This is a genomic window from Mucilaginibacter sp. (genome assembly GCF_025359345.1).
Lineage (GTDB): Bacteria > Bacteroidota > Bacteroidia > Sphingobacteriales > Sphingobacteriaceae > Mucilaginibacter.
This window is the reverse complement of the sequence record NZ_JANYGQ010000035.1, coordinates 69276-89068: the sequence shown is the minus strand read 5'-3', so window position 1 is coordinate 89068 and position 19793 is coordinate 69276. Positions and strand designations below refer to the sequence as shown.

Below are 19793 nucleotides of genomic sequence, written 5' to 3'. Positions count from 1 at the left end.
AGTCTTGAGTCGATAGTCTTAAGTCCGAACTGATTTTGACTTAAGACTATCGACTACTGACTTAAGACTTGATTAAGAAGCTATTATATGCTTATTCTGCTTGATACCTAACTTTTTAACCTGTTTGGCTATGCCCTGGGCATCGTAGCCACATTCGGCCCATAGCTCGGGTTGTTCACCATGCTCAATAATTTGGTCAGGTATGCCTAAGCGGACTACCTGGGACTTATAGTTATTATCGGCCATAAACTCAAGTACTGCGCTGCCCATGCCGCCTTCAAGGCAGCCGTCCTCAACGGTTATTACTTTATCGAATTTTTGGAAAACTTCGTGCAATAACGCCTCATCAAGCGGTTTTACAAAACGCAGGTCGTAATGTGCGGGGTAAAAGCCTTCGGTATTTAATTCAGCTATTGCTTTAACGGCCTCATTACCTATTGCACCTATTGTCAATACGGCGATTTCTTCTCCATCGCAAACCATGCGGCCTTTGCCGACCTTTATGGCCTTCATCGGGCGCTGCCAGTCAACCATAACACCGTTACCGCGAGGATAGCGGATTACAAACGGTCCCATATCGTCCTGCTGGGCGGTAAACATCAGATTACGTAACTCTTCTTCGTTCATAGGGGCTGATACCGTCATGTTCGGTATACAGCGCATAAAAGCAAGATCGTAAGCGCCGTGGTGTGTTGGTCCGTCGGCACCGGCTAAACCGGCTCTATCCAGGCAAAATACCACGTTAAGTTTTTGTATGGCCACGTCATGTATTACCTGGTCATATGCACGCTGCATAAAACTGGAGTAAATATTACAAAATGGAATCAAACCTTGTGATGCCAGACCTGCCGAAAACGTTACGGCATGCTGCTCCGCAATGCCAACGTCGAACGCGCGGTTCGGCATGGCTTTCATCATCAGGTTTAATGAACAACCAGATGGCATTGCCGGGGTAATTCCCATTATTTTAGGATTCTGCTCGGCAAGCTCTATAATGGTACGTCCAAATACGTCCTGGTATTTTGGTGGCTGCGGCTTGTCCGATTTTGATTTCTTTATTTCGCCGGTTATCTTATCAAATAAGCCGGGCGCATGCCATTTGGTTTGGTCCTTTTCGGCCAGTGCATAGCCTTTGCCTTTTACGGTAACACAATGTAACAGCTTGGGGCCGGGAATGTCGCGCAAATCGCGCAATACTTTTACCAGGTGCTCCACATCATGTCCGTCAATAGGTCCGAAATACCTGAATTTAAGCGCCTCGAAAAAATTGCTCTTTTTAAGTAAAGTGCCTTTAATGCTTTTTTCAAGCTTTTGTGCAATTTTAAAAGCATCAGGCCCTATAGCCGAAATTTTGGCAAGTACATTAGCTATATCATCCCTGAAGCGATTGTAAGGCTTTGATGTAGTAATATCTGTTAAATATTCCTTCAAAGCCCCTACGTTAGGGTCTATCGACATGTTGTTATCATTCAATATCACCAGCAGGTTCGAGTTTTCGATGCCTGCATGATTCAAAGCCTCAAAAGCCATCCCCGCTGTCATAGATCCGTCGCCGATTACAGCTACATGCTGCCTGTCGGTCTCGCCTTTGTAGTGCGAAGCAACAGCCATGCCCAATGCCGCGGAAATTGAAGTTGATGAGTGCCCAACGCCAAAAGTATCGTATTCGCTTTCAGATCGTTTTGGGAAACCGCTGATGCCGCCATGAACGCGGTTTGTATGAAACTGGTCGCGGCGACCTGTTAAAATTTTGTGACCGTAAGCCTGGTGGCCAACGTCCCAAACCAGTTGGTCGTAGGGGGTGTTTAATATGTATTGCAGCGCAACGGTTAGTTCAACAACGCCTAAACTGGCGGCAAAATGGCCGCCGTTTACCGAAACCACATCAATTATATACTGACGTAATTCCTGGCACAATTGCTTTAATTCATCCTCTTTTAGCTGTTTTAAATCAGAAGGGGTGTTTATTTTTTGTAGTAAATTACCTGCTGGTACCTGCATTTAAGTCCTTACAATGTTTAACCCACAAAGTACGGCAATTTATTATAAATTAAATACTACCTTTTTGAATAATTAATGCACAATGACGGGGGGATGTTAATATTGTTAAGTCTTTAGTCTGAAGTACTAAGTCCAAAGTGAAAAACTACAATGACTTTGGACTTTCGACTCAAGACTTAGGACTATATCAAATGGCGGTAACAACGCCGGTAAGCAGATCAACCGAGTACGACTTGTTTTTCTCGTTAAGGTGCAGCCTGGCTTTGTGGTTTCCCAAAAAAGTGATTGTACCTGTATTGCTCACTTCTGTTACCTGTTTATCGCCGGGATGCAGGTAACTGGTGGTGCTTTTAAATTCAGCAACTCCGGTTATTATGTCGGCGCTGCCTTTTGTGAAATCAATTTTTAGGCCGCGCAGTTTATAGCTGTTGTAGTTGTAGTCATAACCTACCGAAAAACCGTCCTTATATATTGCATTGTCTGTAACGGATAGTATCGACCCACTGGTTGAAACAAGCTTATAGGTTGTATCCAGCGCCTTTACGGTATAGTCCTGTGCTGCCGTAAACGTATTTTTAAGCAGCGGAGAAACAGCCACGCGGACTACGCTATCATGTGTAAGGTAGCCGTCGGGCCTGTCGGTGCTGCAGGTATATACAAATTTAAAATTGCCGAAAAAGGTTTTACTGGTATCGGCCGATTTTGTTTTGGTATTAAAGGTGGTGTCGATGGTAAATCCGCATAACGGAACTTTCTTAAATACGATAGCGCCGTTGTTCTGTCCGTCGGTTATGTTCGACTCTGCCTTAACACCATCGTTAATATTAGTGCCGCCATATGCACCAGTTAATCCCTGCATCAGGCTGAATGCAATTTTAGAAGTTGACGTATCGGTAAGGCTTGCAGTATTCGCCGCAGGCTTTGTTTCCGATTTTTTACATGCTGTATAAAAAAATACAACTGCAGTTGCCATCAGTATAATGCGGGTATAATTTAACTTCATGTAGTCTTGTTTCAAGTGGCACAATAATTTATCAGTCCTTTGTTGCTAAGAAATCCCGGGATTTTTGCAACAACCCGCACTTATACTGTAATTGGAGAATTTTTGTTACAATAGGCCACTTTATTGGGGGCACAAAGCCGCGCTGCAGGTAAATCTTTCTTTACAACTCTTAAAAATTAACCTACTTTTGGGCCAATGACAGCCGAAGAAAACTTTGAGATAAAGCTGCCCCAGTTTGAGGGGCCTTTTGACTTGCTGTTATTTTTTATTGAGCGGGATGAACTGGAAATTCACGATATACCTATTGCAAAAATTACCGACGACTTTTTAAACTACATCCACCAGATGAGCAGCCTCAATATGGAGCTGGCCAGCGAGTTTATTATTGTAGCAGCTACCTTGATGCGTATAAAGGCCAAGATGCTGCTACCACGGTACGAAGCCGAAGATGACGGCAACCAAACCGATACCAAGGAAGATCTGATACGTAAGCTAATTGAGTACAAGAAATTTAAAGAAATATGCGAAGAACTGCACCCGCTGGAAGACGGGCGCTTTATGCAGGAAAAACGCGGCAACATAAAGTTTGATATCGAGCAAACAGAAGCAATAGCTCAACCGGGCGAAGAATTATCAGAACTGAACCTGTATAAGCTGATGATAGTTTATGGCCGGTTGATGAAAAAATATCTTAACCGGAGCGAGGAGGTCACCCATACCGTAGTACAATATCCATATACTATTGAGCAGCAAAAAAAAGCAATTGGCGATTTACTGCGTATCAACAAAATGATGGATTTTAAAGCTATTGCTGCACAATCGGAAAATAAGGTACAATTTGTTTACAATTTTTTAGCGGTGTTGGAAATGCTGCAGCAGGAATTAATTGATATACAGGTAGGGTTGGGGTATAACAACTTCTGGATTTCGGCGAAGCCGGGCGCCTGACTACAGCCCCATAATATTAAAATATTGAATATTTTCCTTATGCCTGTCATAAAATAGGGGTATAGCTAAATAAATATGACATCAAATTTCAAGGGTAAACGTTTAAAATCGGAGTAATTTATTTGCCTTAAGTGCCTAATTAGCAAATTAAATTGTGCACCTATTAAATGTTTTAGCTAACCGCTCAAATCTTTAATCAAAACTTATTTTTTAGCTAACTTAGCAGCGTTTAATAATCACAATGAAAAGAGACAAATTAATTTTTAAGCTATTGGACGAGGAGCAGGAACGCCAGGAAGAAGGCATAGAGCTCATTGCGTCAGAAAATTTTGTTAGCAGGCAGGTTATGGAAGCCGCTGGTTCTGTGGCCACCAATAAATATGCCGAAGGCCTGCCGGGCAAACGCTACTATGGCGGCTGCCAGGTGGTTGACGAAATTGAAACAATAGCTATTGAAAGAGCCAAAGAACTTTTTAACGCAGAATGGGCAAACGTTCAGCCTCACTCAGGTGCGCAAGCTAATGCCGCAGTTATGCTGGCTGTGCTAAAGCCGGGCGATAAAATTTTAGGCTTTGATTTGTCGCATGGCGGCCACTTAACACATGGTTCGCCGGTGAATTTTTCGGGTAAGCTATACGAGCCGCATTTTTATGGTGTGAAAAAGGAAACCGGTTTGGTTGACTACGACATGCTTAAAAAAGTGGCGTTGGAGCAAAAGCCAAAACTGATTATCTGCGGTGCGTCTGCTTACTCACGCGATTGGGATTATGAGTTTATTCGTGCAGTGGCTGATGAAGTTGGCGCATTGGTGCTGGCCGATATATCGCACCCTGCCGGCCTAATTGCCCGCGGTTTACTAAACGACCCGCTGCCACATTGCCATATTGTTACTACAACTACACACAAAACCCTGCGCGGCCCGCGTGGCGGCATGATATTGCTGGGCAAAGATTTTGAAAACCCATGGGGCTTAAAAACACCAAAGGGCGAGATCAGGATGATGTCAGCGTTGTTGGATATGGCTGTTTTCCCTGGCACACAAGGTGGTCCGTTAGAGCATATCATTGCTGCTAAAGCTATTGCATTTGGTGAGGCTTTGAGTGAGGATTACATGAAATACATCGTTCAGGTTAAAAAGAACGGCGCGGCAATGGCGAAAGCTTTTGTAAGCCGTGGCTATGAAATAATCTCTGGCGGTACTGACAACCATTTGCTGTTAATCGATCTTAGGAATAAAAACATCACAGGTAAAGCTGCCGAGAATGCCTTGGTTGCTGCCGACATCACCGTAAATAAAAATATGGTGCCATTTGATGATAAATCGCCGTTTGTTACTTCAGGCATCCGTGTGGGTACTGCCGCTATTACTACCCGCGAAATGAAGGAAAAGCAAATGGAAGATATAGTTGAGCTGATTGACCAGGTAATTACCGACCCGGAAAATGAGGAAAACCTGAAAAAAGTGCGTAAAAAAGTACACAAGCTGATGCATGATTATCCGCTGTATCGGGCGAAACATGCTGAAATAGATTAGTATTAAGTCTGAAGTCTTGAGTCGATAGTCTTAAGTCTAAATCAAGTTTTATTTTGACTATAGACTTAAGACTATCGACTTTGGACTATTTTACAACCTTTTTAATGTCGCAACGTATAAGGGGCATAATTCATACCTACTAAAATTCTACAAAGTGGAAACAGAATTAAATATTAATGTGCTGGTTGTTGATGATAACAACATAAACAGGTTATTAATTAACAAAGTGCTTACCCGTTGGGGAGCCCAGGCTGATTTTGCCGAAAATGGCTTACAGGCCGTCGAGAAGGTTACCACCAACCAGAACTATGATGTTGTGTTAATGGATGTTTATATGCCCGAGATGGGCGGGATTGAGGCTACGCAAGTAATTCGCGCTACACCCGGAGCTTATTTCCAGCAGTTACCGATTATTGCCCTTACCGCATCAATGCTAAGCAGCGAACGCGACCAGATTTCCGAAGCCGGTATGAATGATTATATCCTGAAACCGTTCGAGCCAAAAAATCTTTTCGAAAAACTAAGCGCATACCAGAAGGTTTAGTTTTTTAGTGATTAGAGGCTGGAGGTCAGAGGTTAGAAGGATCCTTCCTGCTATGAACTATCAACCATGAACTACTCAGCGTAAGCAATTGTAGCAATACTCAATTTTAACCCTTCAACTTTAAGTAGTTGTTCGCCGCAGGCCTCGAGTGTGGAGCCGGTTGTTATCACATCATCAACAAGCAATACATGTTTGCCTTTAAGTTTTTCCGGGTTAATAATCACAAAAACTTCCTGCATATTCTCAAATCTGGCAAAGCGGGATTTATGGGTTTGAGTTTCGGTAGATTTAACGCGCACCAGGTTATCTTCCTCAACCGCAGCATTTAATTTATCGGCAAGCCCTTCGGCAAAGCGGGTGCTTTGGTTATAGCCGCGTTCCCTGAATCGTTTCTTGTGCAGCGGCACGGGTATGATAAAATCGACGGTGTTAAATATTTCGTTTTTCGCCAATTGCCCACCGGCTATGTTGCCCAGCAGGTTACCGACTTTTTGCTGGCCGTTATATTTAAGCTGGTGCAGTATGTTTTGAATTTTGCCACCCTTATTAAAGTAAAAAAGCGCAAATGCCGCCTCAATATTAATTTTACCCCAAAACTGCCGGGCAACAATATTATCTGGCTGTAAATGGAAGTTGGTGTAGGGTAAGTTAAAACGGCAATCGGTACAAAGCAGGTGTTCATTAGCTACCAGGCTTTCGCGGCAGGCTGCGCAAAGTTCAGGGAATAACAATGAAACAAAATCGGCCAGGTAGCTGCGTTGCAGGTTCATGGGGGCAATTTAGGGGAAAAAGAATCAAGAGTCAAGAAAAAAGGTGACTAACTAACCCCTAACGTCATGGCGAGGAACGAAGCCACCTCTACGAAGGACATTCGCGGACCAATATGTTTATGGGAACCTAAATGCAGCTGAAAGGTCGCCACAAATTTTTCGTTTCGTTGATTAGCATGTGTAGAGGTTGCTTCGTTCCTCGCAATGACGTGATAGAGAGTGCTATCCGTACATCATACCTTCGCTTCGTCCTTTATCGCCAATTGCCCGCAAGCAGCGTCAATATCCTTACCGCGGCTTCGGCGCAAGTGAACGTTAACGCCTTGCTTTTTCAGATAGTCGGCAAATGCTTCAACTTTATCTTCGCCGGCGTTGATGAATGCGGCCATGGATATGGGGTTATATTCTATAATATTTACTTTGCAGGGCAGATGTTTACAAAATTGCGCCAGTTCGGCAGCATCTGATATATTATCATTAAAGCCATCAAAAATAATATACTCGTAGGTTACCGGGTTTTTGGTTTTAGCGTAGTAATATTTTAAAGCCTCCGCTAATGCTTTTAACGAATTTTGCTCGTTTATCGGCATTATGGTGTTGCGCTTTTCGTCGTTGGCAGCGTGTAAGGACAGGGCCAGGTTAAACTTCACCTGGTCGTCGCCCAGTTTTTTTATCATTTTGGCGATGCCGGCGGTTGATACGGTAATCCTTTTTGCCGCCATATTCAACCCTTCTTCGGAGGTTATTTTTTCAACCGACTCCAGCACATTCTTATAATTCAGCAAAGGCTCGCCCATGCCCATGTACACAATGTTTGAAAGCGGTATGCCGTAGTTTTCTTTTGCCTGGCGGTCAATCAATACCACCTGGTCGTAAATTTCATCGGGGTTAAGGTTTCGTTTGCGCTCCATATAGCCGGTAGCGCAGAACTTACAGGTTAAGCTACAGCCCACCTGCGACGAGACACAGGCTGTCATACGGCCGGGAGTCGGGATTAAAACACCCTCAATTAAATGAGTATCGTGTAAAATAAAAGAATTTTTTATAGTTTTATCCGCGCTGAACTGTGAGTTATGGATTTTAACATTGTTGATAGTGAAATTGTCGTTCAGTTTGACACGCAGTTCTTTTGAAATATTACTCATCTCGTCGAACGAAAAGCATGATTTTTTCCAAAGCCACTCATAAACCTGTTTTGCCCTGAACGCTTTTTCATCCATTTTGATGAAATGTTCCTGCAAAGCATTGAGACTTAGGCTGCGGATATCTATTTTCTCTTTTGTATTAATCACGATACAAAGGTACTAAATAAAAAAATCATCTTATTTTGAATGACATTCAATTATAATTAAAACAATAACTGAGAGTTAATGTAATTAATATTAATTGGATTTGTCAACGAGAAGTGTTACTAATACTTGAATGAAAAGTTTTAAAGCCGATTACGTTTATCCTGTTTGTGCCGATCCAATTAAAAATGGAATAGTTACTGTTGATGATTTTGGTAAGATAATTTCGGTTATCGACCCCGCTTTGTCGACAGAAACATTTAGCTCGCCTGTTGAACAGGTTAGCGGCATTATATGCCCTGGTTTTGTTAATACACATTGCCATCTCGAACTCTCACATCTGAAAGACAAAGTTAAGCAGCAAATAGGCCTGGTTAATTTTATCATCGATATTCAAACTAACAGGAGCGCTGACAGTGCCCTGGTACTGGAAGCTGCCACCAAAGCTGATGCTGAAATGTACGACAACGGAATTGTAGCGGTAGGCGATATTTCAAACACCAGCAGCACTATCGACATAAAAAAAAGCAGTAAGCTATACTACCATAGTTTTATTGAAACCTTTGGTTTTATACCCGGAAGGGCGCAGGAAGTGTTCGATAAAGCGCTGTCGTTGCTTAATGAGTTTAAACCGATGCCATGCTCCATTACGCCTCATGCGCCATATTCAGTATCGAAAGAACTGTTTAAGTTATTGCAAAAATACAGCGATACGGGGCATAACCTTATCAGCATCCATAACCAGGAGTGTGAGGACGAGAATAAATTTTACAGGTATAAACTGGGTTCGTTTAATGATTTGTATGCGCACTTCGGGCTGGACATCACTCATTTTAAACCGCAGGCGCGTAATTCCATTCAGTCAATTTTGCCGCTGCTAACCAATAAGCAGGAGGTTTTATTGGTGCATAACACCTGCACCAATTTAAAAGACATCTACTTCATCAAACGGTTCGACCGCAGGATACATTTCTGCTTTTGCCCTAACGCCAATCTTTATATCGAGGGCTTTTTACCTAAAATTGAGTTATTCATCGGCCAGGGTTATAATATTACTTTGGGTACCGATAGCCTGGCATCGAACAACAAGCTGTGTATTTTAAGCGAGATGCGTACCATACAGCAAAAATTCCAATCCATAAGTACGCAGATGCTTATACAATGGGGAACACTTAACGGAGCCAAATACCTTGGTATCGACGATGAAAAAGGCTCCCTTGAGCCAGGTAAAACCCCCGGCCTTAATTTGATAACAGGATTAGATGGGAATAAGATTACGCCGGAGACGAAGGTGAGGCGATTGTTGTAAGGTTGAAACGTTTGACCGGTTTGTTTTGAAAGCAAATTTCCCTAACATTGCAACATTCCAACTTTACAACATTTCAACAATTTCCAACAAAATGACCCACCTCGATATAACAATAAAAGGCAACGTGCAAGGCGTATCATACCGGGCAGCAACCAAGGCTGTCGCAGATCAGTTGGGGGTTAAGGGCTTTGTAAGAAACGAACCAAACGGCGATGTTTTTGTGGCTGCCGAGGGCGACAGATTTGCAATGGAGATGTTTTTGGAGTGGTGCCATGAGGGCCCAGAGCATGCCGAAGTAAATGATGTTGAAACCCATGAAGGCGAATTAAAAAACTATCGTAATTTTGAGGTTGTTAGAAAATAGCAATACGGGTATAAGTTTTCAAACCAAATTTCGTTAATACAAACATTGTCGACCGCTAAAAAATTCGCAGGCCAAACAGCCTTATATGGTTTAACTACAATAGTACAGCGGCTGCTCAGCTCTGTACTCACCCCACTTTACACTACCACTTACAATCCTGCCGTTTACGGCATTTTCACTACCATGTTCAGTTACGCATCAATTTTCAATGCAATACTGTCGTTCGGTATGGAGACCACATTTTTCAGGTACATGAACAAGATGCCTGAAAAAAAGCGCGAGGTTTATAACAATGGTTTTTGGGCGGTAGCCTTGCTTACCGGGTTGTTCCTTTTGCTTACCTTTCCATTCGTGCATCAAATAGCCGGTTTTATCAAGATTGGCAAAAATACTTCGCAAGCCGAATATGAACAGTATATAAAATATTTCCTGGGGATATTGGTGCTGGATAACCTTTGCGTACTGCCTTTTGCCAAGCTGCGTGCCGATGGACGCCCAATGGTATATGGACTGGTAAAAGTTGTAAACATTGTGGTAATGGTAACGCTCAACCTGGTGTTTATTTTTGTTATACCTTACATTATACGGAATCATTTGGCCGGTGCACAATGGTGCGCAAGCTGGTTCCATGGAGGCTGGGTAGGCTATGTTTTTATCTCGAACTTGGTAGCCAGCGCGGTAACGTTTTTAATGCTGACGCCGCAATTGGCCTGGATACAGTTTAATTTTAACCGAAGCATTTTCAGCAATATGCTGCTATACAGCTGGCCTGTGCTGGTAGCCAACCTGAGCTTCATCGTAAACGAAAATTTTGACAAGCTGTTACTCGGTAAAATGCTGGATCCCAGCTATAGTGAGCACGATGTTGGGGTATACTCCGGCTGTGCCAAGCTATCCATATTTCTCAGTATTTTTATACAGGCTTTCCGGCTGGGTGCCGAGCCATTCTTTTTTAGCCATGCCAAAAATAAAAACGCAGGCCAAACCTACGCCCGTATAATGGACTATTTTGTTATCACCATTTGCATAATGTTTGTTGGCATTGTTGCTAATGTCCAGATATTAAAATACTATGTAAATAACCACAATTATTGGGTAGGGCTTGATGTGGTACCGCCACTGCTGTTTGGCTATGTGGCACTGGGTATTTATATGAACCTATCGGTGTGGTATAAACTTTCCGACCAAACAAAATACGGCCTGTATATTTCGGGCATAGGCGCTATTGTTACCATTGTATTCAATTACCTGTTTATCCCAACGTACAGCTATATGGCATCGGCCTGGGTGTCGTTCGCGGCGTATACCTGTATGATGATAATGTCGTACGTTTGGGGGCAAAAAAATTACCCAATACCATATAATGTAAAAAAGAACCTGGTTTATATTATTATTTCAATGGTGTTCGTTTATTTATCATTCTATGTATTTAAACGTAATATATTTGTAGGGAATGCGCTGCTGGTGATATTTTTAGCCGGTGCATATTTTAAAGAGGGAAAAGAATTAAAAGCTATTTTTAGCAGGCGATGAACATAAGGATAATTAATAAATCGAAAAATAGCTTACCGGCATACGAAACGCTGCATGCCGCCGGGATGGATTTGCGTGCCGAACTGGAAGAGCAAATTGTGCTTAAACCAATGGAGCGTAAGTTAGTCCCGACAGGGTTGTTTATCGAACTGCCTGAAGGCTTTGAGGCGCAGATACGCCCGCGCAGCGGGCTTGCATTTAAGCACGGGATAGGTATAGTTAACTCACCAGGAACAATTGATGCCGACTACCGCGGCGAAATTAAGGTACTGCTGATAAACTACGGCGACCAGCCGTTTGAAATAAACACCGGCGACCGGGTTGCCCAAATGGTGGTTGCCCGCCACGAAAAGGTAAACTGGGAACAGGTGGATAGTTTAAATGAAACTACACGCGGCGCTGGGGGATATGGACATACTGGGGTAGTATAGTTTATTAGTGATTAGTTAATTGGAGATTAGTTGCCAACGGCAGTATGGCGAACATAAAAAGATTAGAATGAGAAGCAGACAATTAGACAATATTACCAGTGGTAAAGCCAGGCTTGCAGCTGTCTTGATTCTTGGCTCTTGTCTCTTGATTCGACCTTCCTATGCTCAAAATAAAAATAAGGTTGTGATTGTGGCCGGCAAGCCGATGACATCTACGGATAGCGCTACGGTGAGGCAGCTTTTCTTTTCGGGGCTGCGGGAGAAGGCTATTGAGAACAATACATTGGCTTTCGAATATTTCGACAGGGTGGTGCAAATCGACCCGCAGAATGACGCTTCGTTGTACGAATTGGCGATCATTAAAAAAGCGAAAAACAATTATCCCGATGCGCAGGAGTTTTTAGAAAAGGCTGTTACTGTTAACCCGGACAACGAATGGTATTGGGCAGCGCTGGCTGATTGCTATGAAAAAAATAACAGTTTTGATAAGCTGGAGAATGTTTTTAACGAGCTTATAAGGATAAATCCGGATAAGATCGATTATTACTACGATAAAGCCAATGCGCTGTATTACCTGAATAAATACGATGACGCCCTGCAGGTTTACAAGAAAATTGAGGAATTGACAGGCCCGACCGACGACCTGCTGGCTAATCGCCAGAAAATCTACTTAAAACAAAATAAGGTTGACCTGGCTGCGCAGCAGCTGGAACAGATGATCGCTGCCGATCCGTCGCAAATAAAGTATTACCTGTTTTTGTCACAGCTGTATAGCTCAAACAATCAGCCTGATAAGGCGCTGAAAACTCTGCTGGCCGGCGAAAAAATAAAGTCAAACAGCGGGCTGGTGCACCTGGCACTGGCTGATATTTACAGGGATAAAAAAGATATAGAGCATAGTTACAACGAACTCACCCTGGCGTTTGCCATCCCCGATTTAGACATCGAACAAAAAATAAAAATAATTGGCGGTTACCTGCCCCGGTTAACCGACCCTAATGTAAAGGCAAGCGCGCTTGAGCTGAGCCGCATATTAACCGTTGCCCACCCAACCGATGCCCGTGGTTATGCCATATACGGGGATATGCTGCTGCAAAACGAAAAACCAAAAGATGCGAAACTGATGTACCAAAAATCGGTAGCATTAAACAGCCAGGTTTATGATGTGCAGGAGCAACTGGTACGGCTCGATCTTGGAGAAAACGATATTGCCGGCGCTATTAAGGATGGTGAAAGCTCACTTTCGCTGTTCCCCAACCAGGCATGGATGAATTATTTGGTGGGCGTGGCATGGATGCAAAAAAAGGATTACAAAAAGGCAGTTGACTATTTAAAAAACGCTTCTTCATTAGAACTTCAGGATAAGGACCTACTTTCGCAATGTTTTTCGGCGTTGGGCGATTGTTACCACGATTTAAAAGACATCAAAAGTTCGGACGAAGCCTACGATAAGGCATTGACATACAATGCCGATAATGCATTCACGCTGAATAATTTTGCCTATTATTTATCGTTAAGGGGTGAGCAACTGGACAAGGCTGCAAAAATGTCGAAACGTTCGACCGAGTTGCAGCCGGGTAATGCTTCGTTTGAGGATACTTATGCCTGGATACTATTCAGGCAAAAAGATTACGCCGGTGCAAAGACATGGATTGAAAAAGCCTTAACCGACGATAAGGAAAAAAGTGCTACAAAGCTGGAACATTACGGCGATATATTGTTTTACTTAGGTAAAGCGGACGACGCAGTTGAAAACTGGAAGAAAGCTAAAGACAAGGGCGACGCATCGCCAGTTTTGGAAAGAAAAATAAATGAAAAGAAATACATTGAATAACGTTTTAAACAAAGCCAGGGTTAAAACTGCGCTTGGTTTAAAACTAATAGCACTGTGCTGCATACTGTTTGGCTTTGGCTGCAAAAGCCGGAAGCCGCTGGTGGTTAAGCGCGTTGCCGATACAACCGCAGCAGTTAAGCCGGTTGATACGCGGGCGGCTAAGCTCGAGTTAATAAAATCAAAGCAAACCAGCTTTAACACCTTTACAGGCAAGGCTAAAACCAAGCTGGATATTAACGGCAACACCAATGATGTTACCCTTAATATACGCATACAACGCGACAAAAAAATATGGGTTTCAATTACCGCAATTGCAGGTATTGAGGTTGCCCGCGCTATGATTACGCCCGATAGCCTGCTGCTGATCAATAAATTGCAGAGCCTTTATTTGCGCAAGCCATTTAGCTATGTAAATAAATATGCAGGCGAACAGGTTAACTATCGGACGCTGGAATCGCTGCTGATTGGCAATGCCATACCTGAATTGCTGACCGAAAATGCGGAGTTTAAAACAGATAGCGGTAATACCACCATCTCCGGTAACTTAAGCGAGGTGCTTTACAAATTGATGCTGGGGCCTGATATGAAAGCTACACAAACAAATTTGAGCAATCAAAACGCCCGGCAAACGTTACAGGTTACCAACAGCGCCTTTATACAGGCCACAAATAAAATAATGCCATCGCAAATAGATATTGCATCGGTAGTAAAAGATAAAAAAATACAGGTTAATTTGCACTATACAAAAGCAGACTATGATTTGCCCGTGGAATTTCCGTTTTCAATTCCGTCGCGGTATCAACCTGCAGATTAACGATAGCAATAAATGAAGTTTTTAAAAGCAGCTTTAGTTTTAATTTTAGTATTTGCCGCATTCAGCGTGCATGCGCAAAGCAGCGCCGATTTAAAGCGCCAGCGCGAAGCGCTTACCAAACAGTTGGAGCAACTGAATAACGAATACCAGGAAACTGCTAACAATAAAAAAACAACGTTAAAGCAGCTTAATTTACTAAAACAGCAGATTTCTATCCGCGAAGAAAAAATCGCAAATATTAACTCCGAGGTACGTAACCTGGACAACCAGATATCGGAAAGTAACAACTTTGTGCGCAACCTGCAAACCCAGCTCGACCAGTTGAAAAAAGAGTACGCTGCAATGGTTTTGTTTACCTATCGTAACCAAAGCGCTTATAATAAACTGATGTTTATTTTTGCGGCGTCAGACTTTAACCAGGCCTATAAACGTTTAAAATATTTACAGCAAATAGGTACTTACCGCGAGCGGCAGGCCGGTTATATACAGGAAACACAAACCGAGCTGCATGTTAAGATAAACGAGCTCGACAAAAACAAAAAAGAAAAAAACAACCTGCTGGTTGACCAGGAAAAGGAAAAGAAAACCCTTGGCGCCGAAAAAAATGCACAAGTGCAAGTGGTTGCCGATCTGTCGAAACACGAAGGGCAGCTTAAGGAGCAGCAGCAGGAGGTACAGCGGAAAATAACCCGCACCAACCGCGAAATCGCTTCGGCTATCCGCAGGGAAATTGAAGAGGCAAGGCGTAGGGCTGAAGAAGCCGCCAGGGCCGAAGCAAGAGCAGCAGCAGCCAGGGCAAAGGCCGAAAATAAGGAAGCACCGGCCCCCAGGGCACGTACGATAAATAAAAATTCGTCGGACCGTGAGGTGCTGAATGCAACTCCTGAGTCGGCTAAATTATCGAGCGACTTTTTGGAAAACCGGGGCTCGCTGCCGTGGCCGGTTACAAACGGTAGCCTTAAACAAGGGTTTGGTATCTATTACGATGAAACCGGGATAAAAAATGAAAGTTCGGGCTGGGGTATTAAAACAAATCCAGGTTCTTCTGTAAGAGCGGTTTTCCAGGGCGAGGTATCAAGTATAGTAAACGTGAGCGGTACCTGGCTGGTGGTTATAAAACATGGTGAATATTTTACGGCTTACTCAAACCTTAAATCATACTCGGTTAAGGCAGGCCAAAAAGTAACCACCAAGCAAATAATTGGTACCGTTGCTACTGATTCATCAACCGGCGAAGCAGTTGTTGAGTTTGATTTGTACAAGGGCAAAACGCCGGTAAACCCTAAAATATGGCTGGCGCCTAATTAGTTTTGAAAATTATAAATTTTAAATTGCCTATATTTGCAGGCTATATATTAAGTAATCGGTATGCATAATTTAGTATTGGGATTTTTGAACATTGGGTCATCCGAAATGATACTTATAGTGTTTGTGGCCCTGTTGCTTTTCGGTGGCGAGAAGCTGCCCGAAATTGCACGCGGCCTTGGGAAGGGGATTCGTGATTTTAAAGACGCATCAGACGGTGTTAAGCGCGAAATTAACAACCAGATAAACAGCTACGAGGAGAAAAGGGAAGAAGATAAACGGGTTGAGGAAGCGACAAAAACGCAAACTGAAACCGCGCAGCATGAGTTGCCGGCACATTCTGATGGCTTTTCGCCTGTTGAAAATACAGTGTCAGTTGGCGATAACCCTTTTATGCCTGCCGACCATTCAACAGAACATGTGGCCGATAGCCATACACCAGCGGACCATTCAAATGTTGAAGGTCACGGAACAGAACACACCGTGGCAGTTACCGACGAACACCAACACCATGCAGAAGTTTCAAATCACGAGACGGCAGCAACTGAACATACGAAGAATACATAACAGGAATATTAATCAATAATTAAACATAAAAATCATGGGTGGATTAGGCGCACCAGAAATTATTCTGATCATCATTGCAATTTTAATACTGTTCGGCGGTAAAAAAATTCCTGAACTAATGAAAGGTTTAGGCAAAGGCATGAAAGAATTTAAGGATGCACAAAACGGCGAAAGCGGCAGCACTTCAACAACCTCGGGTCCGACAATCAATCACGACGACAAACCGAGAGTTTAAGCTGTAAAACCGGGCGGGCAAATCCCGCTTTAGGTGTACAGAGTTTTATCATATTAACTTATCTGTTGATTAATTATACATTCAACGGATAAGTTTTTTATTTTAGGCCCATGACTAAGTCTTATGCCTCGCTAAGCGGGATAAAGAGCGATATTGAAGCAGGGAAAACTACTGTTGAGAAGCTTGTTCAGGGATATTTAACTAATATTGCCGCTAATGCGCGGTTAAACGTTTTTAACGAAGTGTTTGAGCACGAGGCACTTGCCCGGGCTAAAGAAGTTGATACCCGTATTGAAAATGGTACCGCCGGCAAACTCGCCGGGATGGTTATAGCCATAAAGGACAACATTTGTTACAAGGGGCACAAAGTGAGTGCCTCGTCAAAAATCCTTAATAATTTTACATCTGTTTACTCGTCGACCATTGTTGAGCGGTTGCTGGCTTCTGATGCAATAATAATTGGCCGCTGCAATTGCGATGAATTTGCCATGGGTGCTGCTAACGAAACCTCGTTTTTTGGCCCGGTGAAAAACTATGCCGATGAAACGCGTGTATCCGGCGGCTCGTCGGGCGGTTCGGCAGTGGCGGTTCAGGCAAATATGTGCCAGGCAGCTATAGGTACCGATACAGGTGGCTCGGTGAGGCAGCCGGCATCGTTTTGCGGGTTGGTGGGGCTTAAGCCTACTTATGGCCGTATATCAAGACACGGCATTATTGCCTACGCTTCGTCTTTCGACCAGGTAGGACCTATTACAAGAACGGTTGAAGACGCCGGGCTGCTACTGGAGGTTATGGCCGGGCCGGATGAGTACGATAGTACGGTGGCCCAGGCTGATGTTCCGCCATTCAGTAATGAAATTAAAGCACCGGGCAAAAAAAAGATAGCTTATTTGCAAGAAGCATTATCGAGCCCCGGTGTTGATAGTGAAATAAAAAGCACGCTGGTTACTTACATCGATAAACTTCGAGCCGAAGGGCATACCGTTAAACCAATAGCTTTTGATTTCCTGGAATACCTGGTGCCGACTTATTATGTTTTGGCAATGGCCGAGGCATCGTCAAATCTTTCGCGGTATGACGGGGTGCATTACGGTTACCGTAGCCCGGCCGCTACTGACTTACAGTCGACCTATAAGCGTTCGCGCTCCGAGGGTTTTGGTAAGGAAGTTAAACGCCGCATAATGCTGGGAACATTTGTGCTTAGCGCAGGCTATTACGATGCCTACTTTGCCAAGGCCCAGAAAGTGCGCCGGCTGATCCGCGAAAAAACTGACGAAATACTGCGGGAGTACGATTTTATTTTGATCCCCACCGCTCCAGAACCGGCGTTCCCCATAGGCCGGCAGGAAAAAGATCCGGTTATAACGTATCTTTCTGATATTTTTACCGTACAAGCATCATTAACAGGGGCACCCGCCATCTCGTTGCCTGCGGGCAATAACAGCAAAGGTTTACCGTTAGGGTTGCAACTGGTAACAAAACATTTTGAAGAACAGGAACTATTGAATTTTTCGAAATATTTCCTTGAACTATAAAAGTTTTATATATTAGTAAATTAGAGGGAAGCAAGAGTCAAGAAATCAAGAATCAGGAGTCAAGACAAGAAGACTAATCCTGGTTGTTTTTCTTGCTGCTTGACTCTAAAATTGATAAGTTAAACCCTGAAGAATGAAGAAAACGCTTACGCTAATTATTTGTCTGGTATCACTACAAATTATTAAGGCAGCGCCTAACTCCTCTACTCTGCTGGCCTCTTTTACGCTGCAAAACAGCAAACTTTTAACCAATACACAACAAACCAACGCCGATACTACCATCCTCCCCGTGGTTGATGCCCCGGCCCCGTTAAGCTACCAAAGCGGCATGTACAAGCGCCGTTTGGATTCGATTAAAAAAGATATTCAGCTTGATTATAACGAGTATGTGCAAAGCTATATTGAGATATACATGCGCAACCGCGAAGAAATGGCCAAGGTTTTGGGCTTAACCAAATACTATTTCCCCATTTACGAAAAGGCTTTTCATGATGCCGGTATCCCTGACGAAATAAAATATTTATCCATTGTTGAATCAAAGCTCGACCCTTATGCTGTATCACGAGTGGGTGCAACCGGGCTTTGGCAGTTTATGTTTACCACCGGCAAGCTTTACGGCATGAACGTGGATGATTACGTTGACGAGCGCCGCGACCCCATACAGGCCAGCTACGCTGCCGCGGCTTATTTAAAAGACGCCTACCAGGAATTTGGCGACTGGCTGGTGGCCATCGCATCGTACAATTGCGGTAAAAGCAATGTAGAGCGTGCCATTGAAAAAGCCGGCGGCGCTACCGATTTTTGGTCGATACGCCAATACCTGCCTAAAGAGACCCGTGGTTACGTGCCTGCATTTATTGCGGTAGCTTATGTGATGAACTATTACGGCCAGCATAATATTACGCCGATGGCCTGCAATATATCATTAAAGACAGATACTGTTTTGGTAAATAAATACCTGCCGTTGAGCATGGTGGCACAATCGCTTAACCTTGACTTGCACGAGCTTGCTATTTTAAACCCGTCGTACAAGCGCCAGGCAATAAACGGCACAGCCGCCAAACCGCGCCGGATGATCATCCCGCAGATTGACAAAGCGCAGTATGCTGCTTTATATGATGTTTTAAATAACTCGACCACCACAAGCCCTGTAGCACAGCCCGTTTATGCGGCTTACCACGCAGAGCCAAAGGCTGATAGATTACCATCGTACCATAAAGTAAAGCGTGGCGAATCATTGGGCGATATTGCCGATAACTTCGGCATTGAGGTACAGGACTTAAAAGCCTGGAACCACCTGCACAGCAACAAAGCCGTAGTAGGCCAAACCCTTAAGGTAAAAGAATCGGCGGATGAGCCGGAGCAAAAACCGGAGAAAGTTACCCACAGCAACTACGTAACCTATAAAGTTAAAACCGGCGATACCCTGAGCGGCATAGCATCGAAATTTGATGCCAATGTAGACAAGATAAGGGAACTAAACGGTTTGAAAAAAGGCCGTTTGCAGCCGGGGATGATGATAAAGATCAATAAAGGGTAGGGGAGGAATTTCGGATTTCGGAATTTCGATTTTTCGCTGTTTGCTTTGTTTTTTAGCTGCGCTCAAGAGGGCTAAAGCCGTTTCGGAATTGAGAAAATATTTGAAGGCGTTTTACGGGAGTAGGATGCCTTTTTTCGTTTCACAAGCATAGTTCACGGCAACTACGAATTATCAATGCTGTAGTAGGATAGCAAAAATCATCTGCTATACATTTTTCTACAAGGCATCGATGGGTCA

At 43.5% G+C, this 19793-nt stretch carries 18 protein-coding genes; 14 read left to right on the top strand and 4 right to left on the bottom strand.

Going from position 1 to position 19793, the window contains the following annotated elements; translation table 11 throughout:
- Nucleotides 1-72: 72 nt before the first annotated feature.
- Together dxs and Q0R52_RS24925 are read right to left on the bottom strand one after the other, a co-directional pair.
- Nucleotides 73-2001 (bottom strand): 1-deoxy-D-xylulose-5-phosphate synthase, encoded by a 1929-nt coding sequence (gene dxs, locus Q0R52_RS24930; RefSeq protein ID WP_295800133.1) that lies wholly within the window; start codon nt 1999-2001, stop codon nt 73-75.
- A gap of 187 nt (nt 2002-2188) precedes the next feature.
- Nucleotides 2189-3004 (bottom strand): hypothetical protein, encoded by an 816-nt coding sequence (locus Q0R52_RS24925; protein ID WP_295800130.1) that lies wholly within the window; start codon nt 3002-3004, stop codon nt 2189-2191.
- Nucleotides 3005-3199: 195 nt separating this feature from the next.
- On the opposite strand from Q0R52_RS24925, the gene Q0R52_RS24920 reads away from it, so the two are divergent.
- The 3 genes from Q0R52_RS24920 to Q0R52_RS24910 all read left to right on the top strand — a co-directional run bounded on the left by Q0R52_RS24920 (nt 3200) and on the right by Q0R52_RS24910 (nt 6030).
- Nucleotides 3200-3952: a segregation/condensation protein A gene (locus Q0R52_RS24920; protein ID WP_295800127.1), complete on the top strand. Its 753-nt coding sequence runs from the start codon at nt 3200-3202 to the stop codon at nt 3950-3952.
- 241 nt (nt 3953-4193) lie between these two features.
- Nucleotides 4194-5486: a serine hydroxymethyltransferase gene (glyA, locus tag Q0R52_RS24915; protein WP_295800124.1), complete on the top strand. Its 1293-nt coding sequence runs from the start codon at nt 4194-4196 to the stop codon at nt 5484-5486.
- Nucleotides 5487-5640: 154 nt separating this feature from the next.
- Nucleotides 5641-6030: a response regulator gene (locus Q0R52_RS24910; RefSeq protein ID WP_295800121.1), complete on the top strand. Its 390-nt coding sequence runs from the start codon at nt 5641-5643 to the stop codon at nt 6028-6030.
- Between the two features lie 71 nt (nt 6031-6101).
- Here Q0R52_RS24910 and Q0R52_RS24905 read toward each other — a convergent pair whose 3' ends face one another.
- On the bottom strand, nt 6102-6800 hold the full coding sequence (locus tag Q0R52_RS24905) for a phosphoribosyltransferase family protein (protein ID WP_295800117.1): 699 nt from the start codon (nt 6798-6800) through the stop codon (nt 6102-6104).
- A 233-nt stretch (nt 6801-7033) separates the two neighbouring features.
- Nucleotides 7034-8089: a 23S rRNA (adenine(2503)-C(2))-methyltransferase RlmN gene (rlmN, locus tag Q0R52_RS24900; protein WP_252789282.1), complete on the bottom strand. Its 1056-nt coding sequence runs from the start codon at nt 8087-8089 to the stop codon at nt 7034-7036.
- Between the two features lie 133 nt (nt 8090-8222).
- On the opposite strand from rlmN, the gene Q0R52_RS24895 reads away from it, so the two are divergent.
- The 11 genes from Q0R52_RS24895 to Q0R52_RS24845 all read left to right on the top strand — a co-directional run bounded on the left by Q0R52_RS24895 (nt 8223) and on the right by Q0R52_RS24845 (nt 19556).
- Nucleotides 8223-9398, top strand: coding sequence for an amidohydrolase family protein (locus Q0R52_RS24895; protein WP_295800114.1), 1176 nt, complete (start codon nt 8223-8225; stop codon nt 9396-9398).
- Nucleotides 9399-9489: 91 nt separating this feature from the next.
- A complete protein-coding gene (locus Q0R52_RS24890) occupies nt 9490-9762 on the top strand; it encodes an acylphosphatase (RefSeq protein WP_295800111.1) in 273 nt (90 codons plus the stop codon).
- A 45-nt stretch (nt 9763-9807) separates the two neighbouring features.
- On the top strand, nt 9808-11295 hold the full coding sequence (locus tag Q0R52_RS24885) for an oligosaccharide flippase family protein (RefSeq protein ID WP_295800107.1): 1488 nt from the start codon (nt 9808-9810) through the stop codon (nt 11293-11295).
- On the top strand, nt 11292-11726 hold the full coding sequence (gene dut / locus Q0R52_RS24880) for a dUTP diphosphatase (protein WP_252788648.1): 435 nt from the start codon (nt 11292-11294) through the stop codon (nt 11724-11726). The genes Q0R52_RS24885 and dut overlap by 4 nt, the downstream gene beginning before the upstream one ends.
- A gap of 67 nt (nt 11727-11793) precedes the next feature.
- On the top strand, nt 11794-13560 hold the full coding sequence (locus Q0R52_RS24875) for a tetratricopeptide repeat protein (protein WP_295800104.1): 1767 nt from the start codon (nt 11794-11796) through the stop codon (nt 13558-13560).
- Nucleotides 13538-14374 (top strand): DUF4292 domain-containing protein, encoded by an 837-nt coding sequence (locus tag Q0R52_RS24870; RefSeq protein ID WP_295800101.1) that lies wholly within the window; start codon nt 13538-13540, stop codon nt 14372-14374. Before Q0R52_RS24875 ends, Q0R52_RS24870 begins: the two co-directional genes overlap by 23 nt.
- Before the next feature lie 12 nt (nt 14375-14386).
- Entirely contained in the window at nt 14387-15682 is a 1296-nt protein-coding gene (locus tag Q0R52_RS24865) for a peptidoglycan DD-metalloendopeptidase family protein (protein WP_295800098.1), read from the top strand.
- 60 nt (nt 15683-15742) lie between these two features.
- On the top strand, nt 15743-16246 hold the full coding sequence (locus Q0R52_RS24860; protein WP_295800094.1) for a twin-arginine translocase TatA/TatE family subunit: 504 nt from the start codon (nt 15743-15745) through the stop codon (nt 16244-16246).
- Nucleotides 16247-16280: 34 nt separating this feature from the next.
- Entirely contained in the window at nt 16281-16481 is a 201-nt protein-coding gene (gene tatA, locus Q0R52_RS24855; protein ID WP_252788643.1) for a twin-arginine translocase TatA/TatE family subunit, read from the top strand.
- A 110-nt stretch (nt 16482-16591) separates the two neighbouring features.
- Nucleotides 16592-18016 (top strand): Asp-tRNA(Asn)/Glu-tRNA(Gln) amidotransferase subunit GatA, encoded by a 1425-nt coding sequence (gatA, locus tag Q0R52_RS24850; protein ID WP_295800089.1) that lies wholly within the window; start codon nt 16592-16594, stop codon nt 18014-18016.
- 133 nt (nt 18017-18149) lie between these two features.
- The gene (locus tag Q0R52_RS24845) at nt 18150-19556 is read left to right on the top strand and encodes a lytic transglycosylase domain-containing protein (protein WP_295800087.1); all 1407 of its coding nucleotides are present in this window, start codon (nt 18150-18152) and stop codon (nt 19554-19556) included.
- Nucleotides 19557-19793 lie beyond the last annotated feature (237 nt).

Coding starts and splice junctions, on each gene's coding strand:
- Q0R52_RS24845 (WP_295800087.1), top strand. CDS start 18,150: ATGAAGAAAACGCTTACGCTAATTATTTGTCTGGTATCACTACAAATT.
- glyA (WP_295800124.1), top strand. CDS start 4,194: ATGAAAAGAGACAAATTAATTTTTAAGCTATTGGACGAGGAGCAGGAA.
- dut (WP_252788648.1), top strand. CDS start 11,292: ATGAACATAAGGATAATTAATAAATCGAAAAATAGCTTACCGGCATAC.
- dxs (WP_295800133.1), bottom strand. CDS start 2,001: ATGCAGGTACCAGCAGGTAATTTACTACAAAAAATAAACACCCCTTCT.
- Q0R52_RS24860 (WP_295800094.1), top strand. CDS start 15,743: ATGCATAATTTAGTATTGGGATTTTTGAACATTGGGTCATCCGAAATG.
- Q0R52_RS24895 (WP_295800114.1), top strand. CDS start 8,223: ATGAAAAGTTTTAAAGCCGATTACGTTTATCCTGTTTGTGCCGATCCA.
- Q0R52_RS24925 (WP_295800130.1), bottom strand. CDS start 3,004: ATGAAGTTAAATTATACCCGCATTATACTGATGGCAACTGCAGTTGTA.
- Q0R52_RS24905 (WP_295800117.1), bottom strand. CDS start 6,800: ATGAACCTGCAACGCAGCTACCTGGCCGATTTTGTTTCATTGTTATTC.
- Q0R52_RS24890 (WP_295800111.1), top strand. CDS start 9,490: ATGACCCACCTCGATATAACAATAAAAGGCAACGTGCAAGGCGTATCA.
- Q0R52_RS24920 (WP_295800127.1), top strand. CDS start 3,200: ATGACAGCCGAAGAAAACTTTGAGATAAAGCTGCCCCAGTTTGAGGGG.
- Q0R52_RS24875 (WP_295800104.1), top strand. CDS start 11,794: ATGAGAAGCAGACAATTAGACAATATTACCAGTGGTAAAGCCAGGCTT.
- gatA (WP_295800089.1), top strand. CDS start 16,592: ATGACTAAGTCTTATGCCTCGCTAAGCGGGATAAAGAGCGATATTGAA.
- tatA (WP_252788643.1), top strand. CDS start 16,281: ATGGGTGGATTAGGCGCACCAGAAATTATTCTGATCATCATTGCAATT.
- Q0R52_RS24870 (WP_295800101.1), top strand. CDS start 13,538: ATGAAAAGAAATACATTGAATAACGTTTTAAACAAAGCCAGGGTTAAA.
- Q0R52_RS24865 (WP_295800098.1), top strand. CDS start 14,387: ATGAAGTTTTTAAAAGCAGCTTTAGTTTTAATTTTAGTATTTGCCGCA.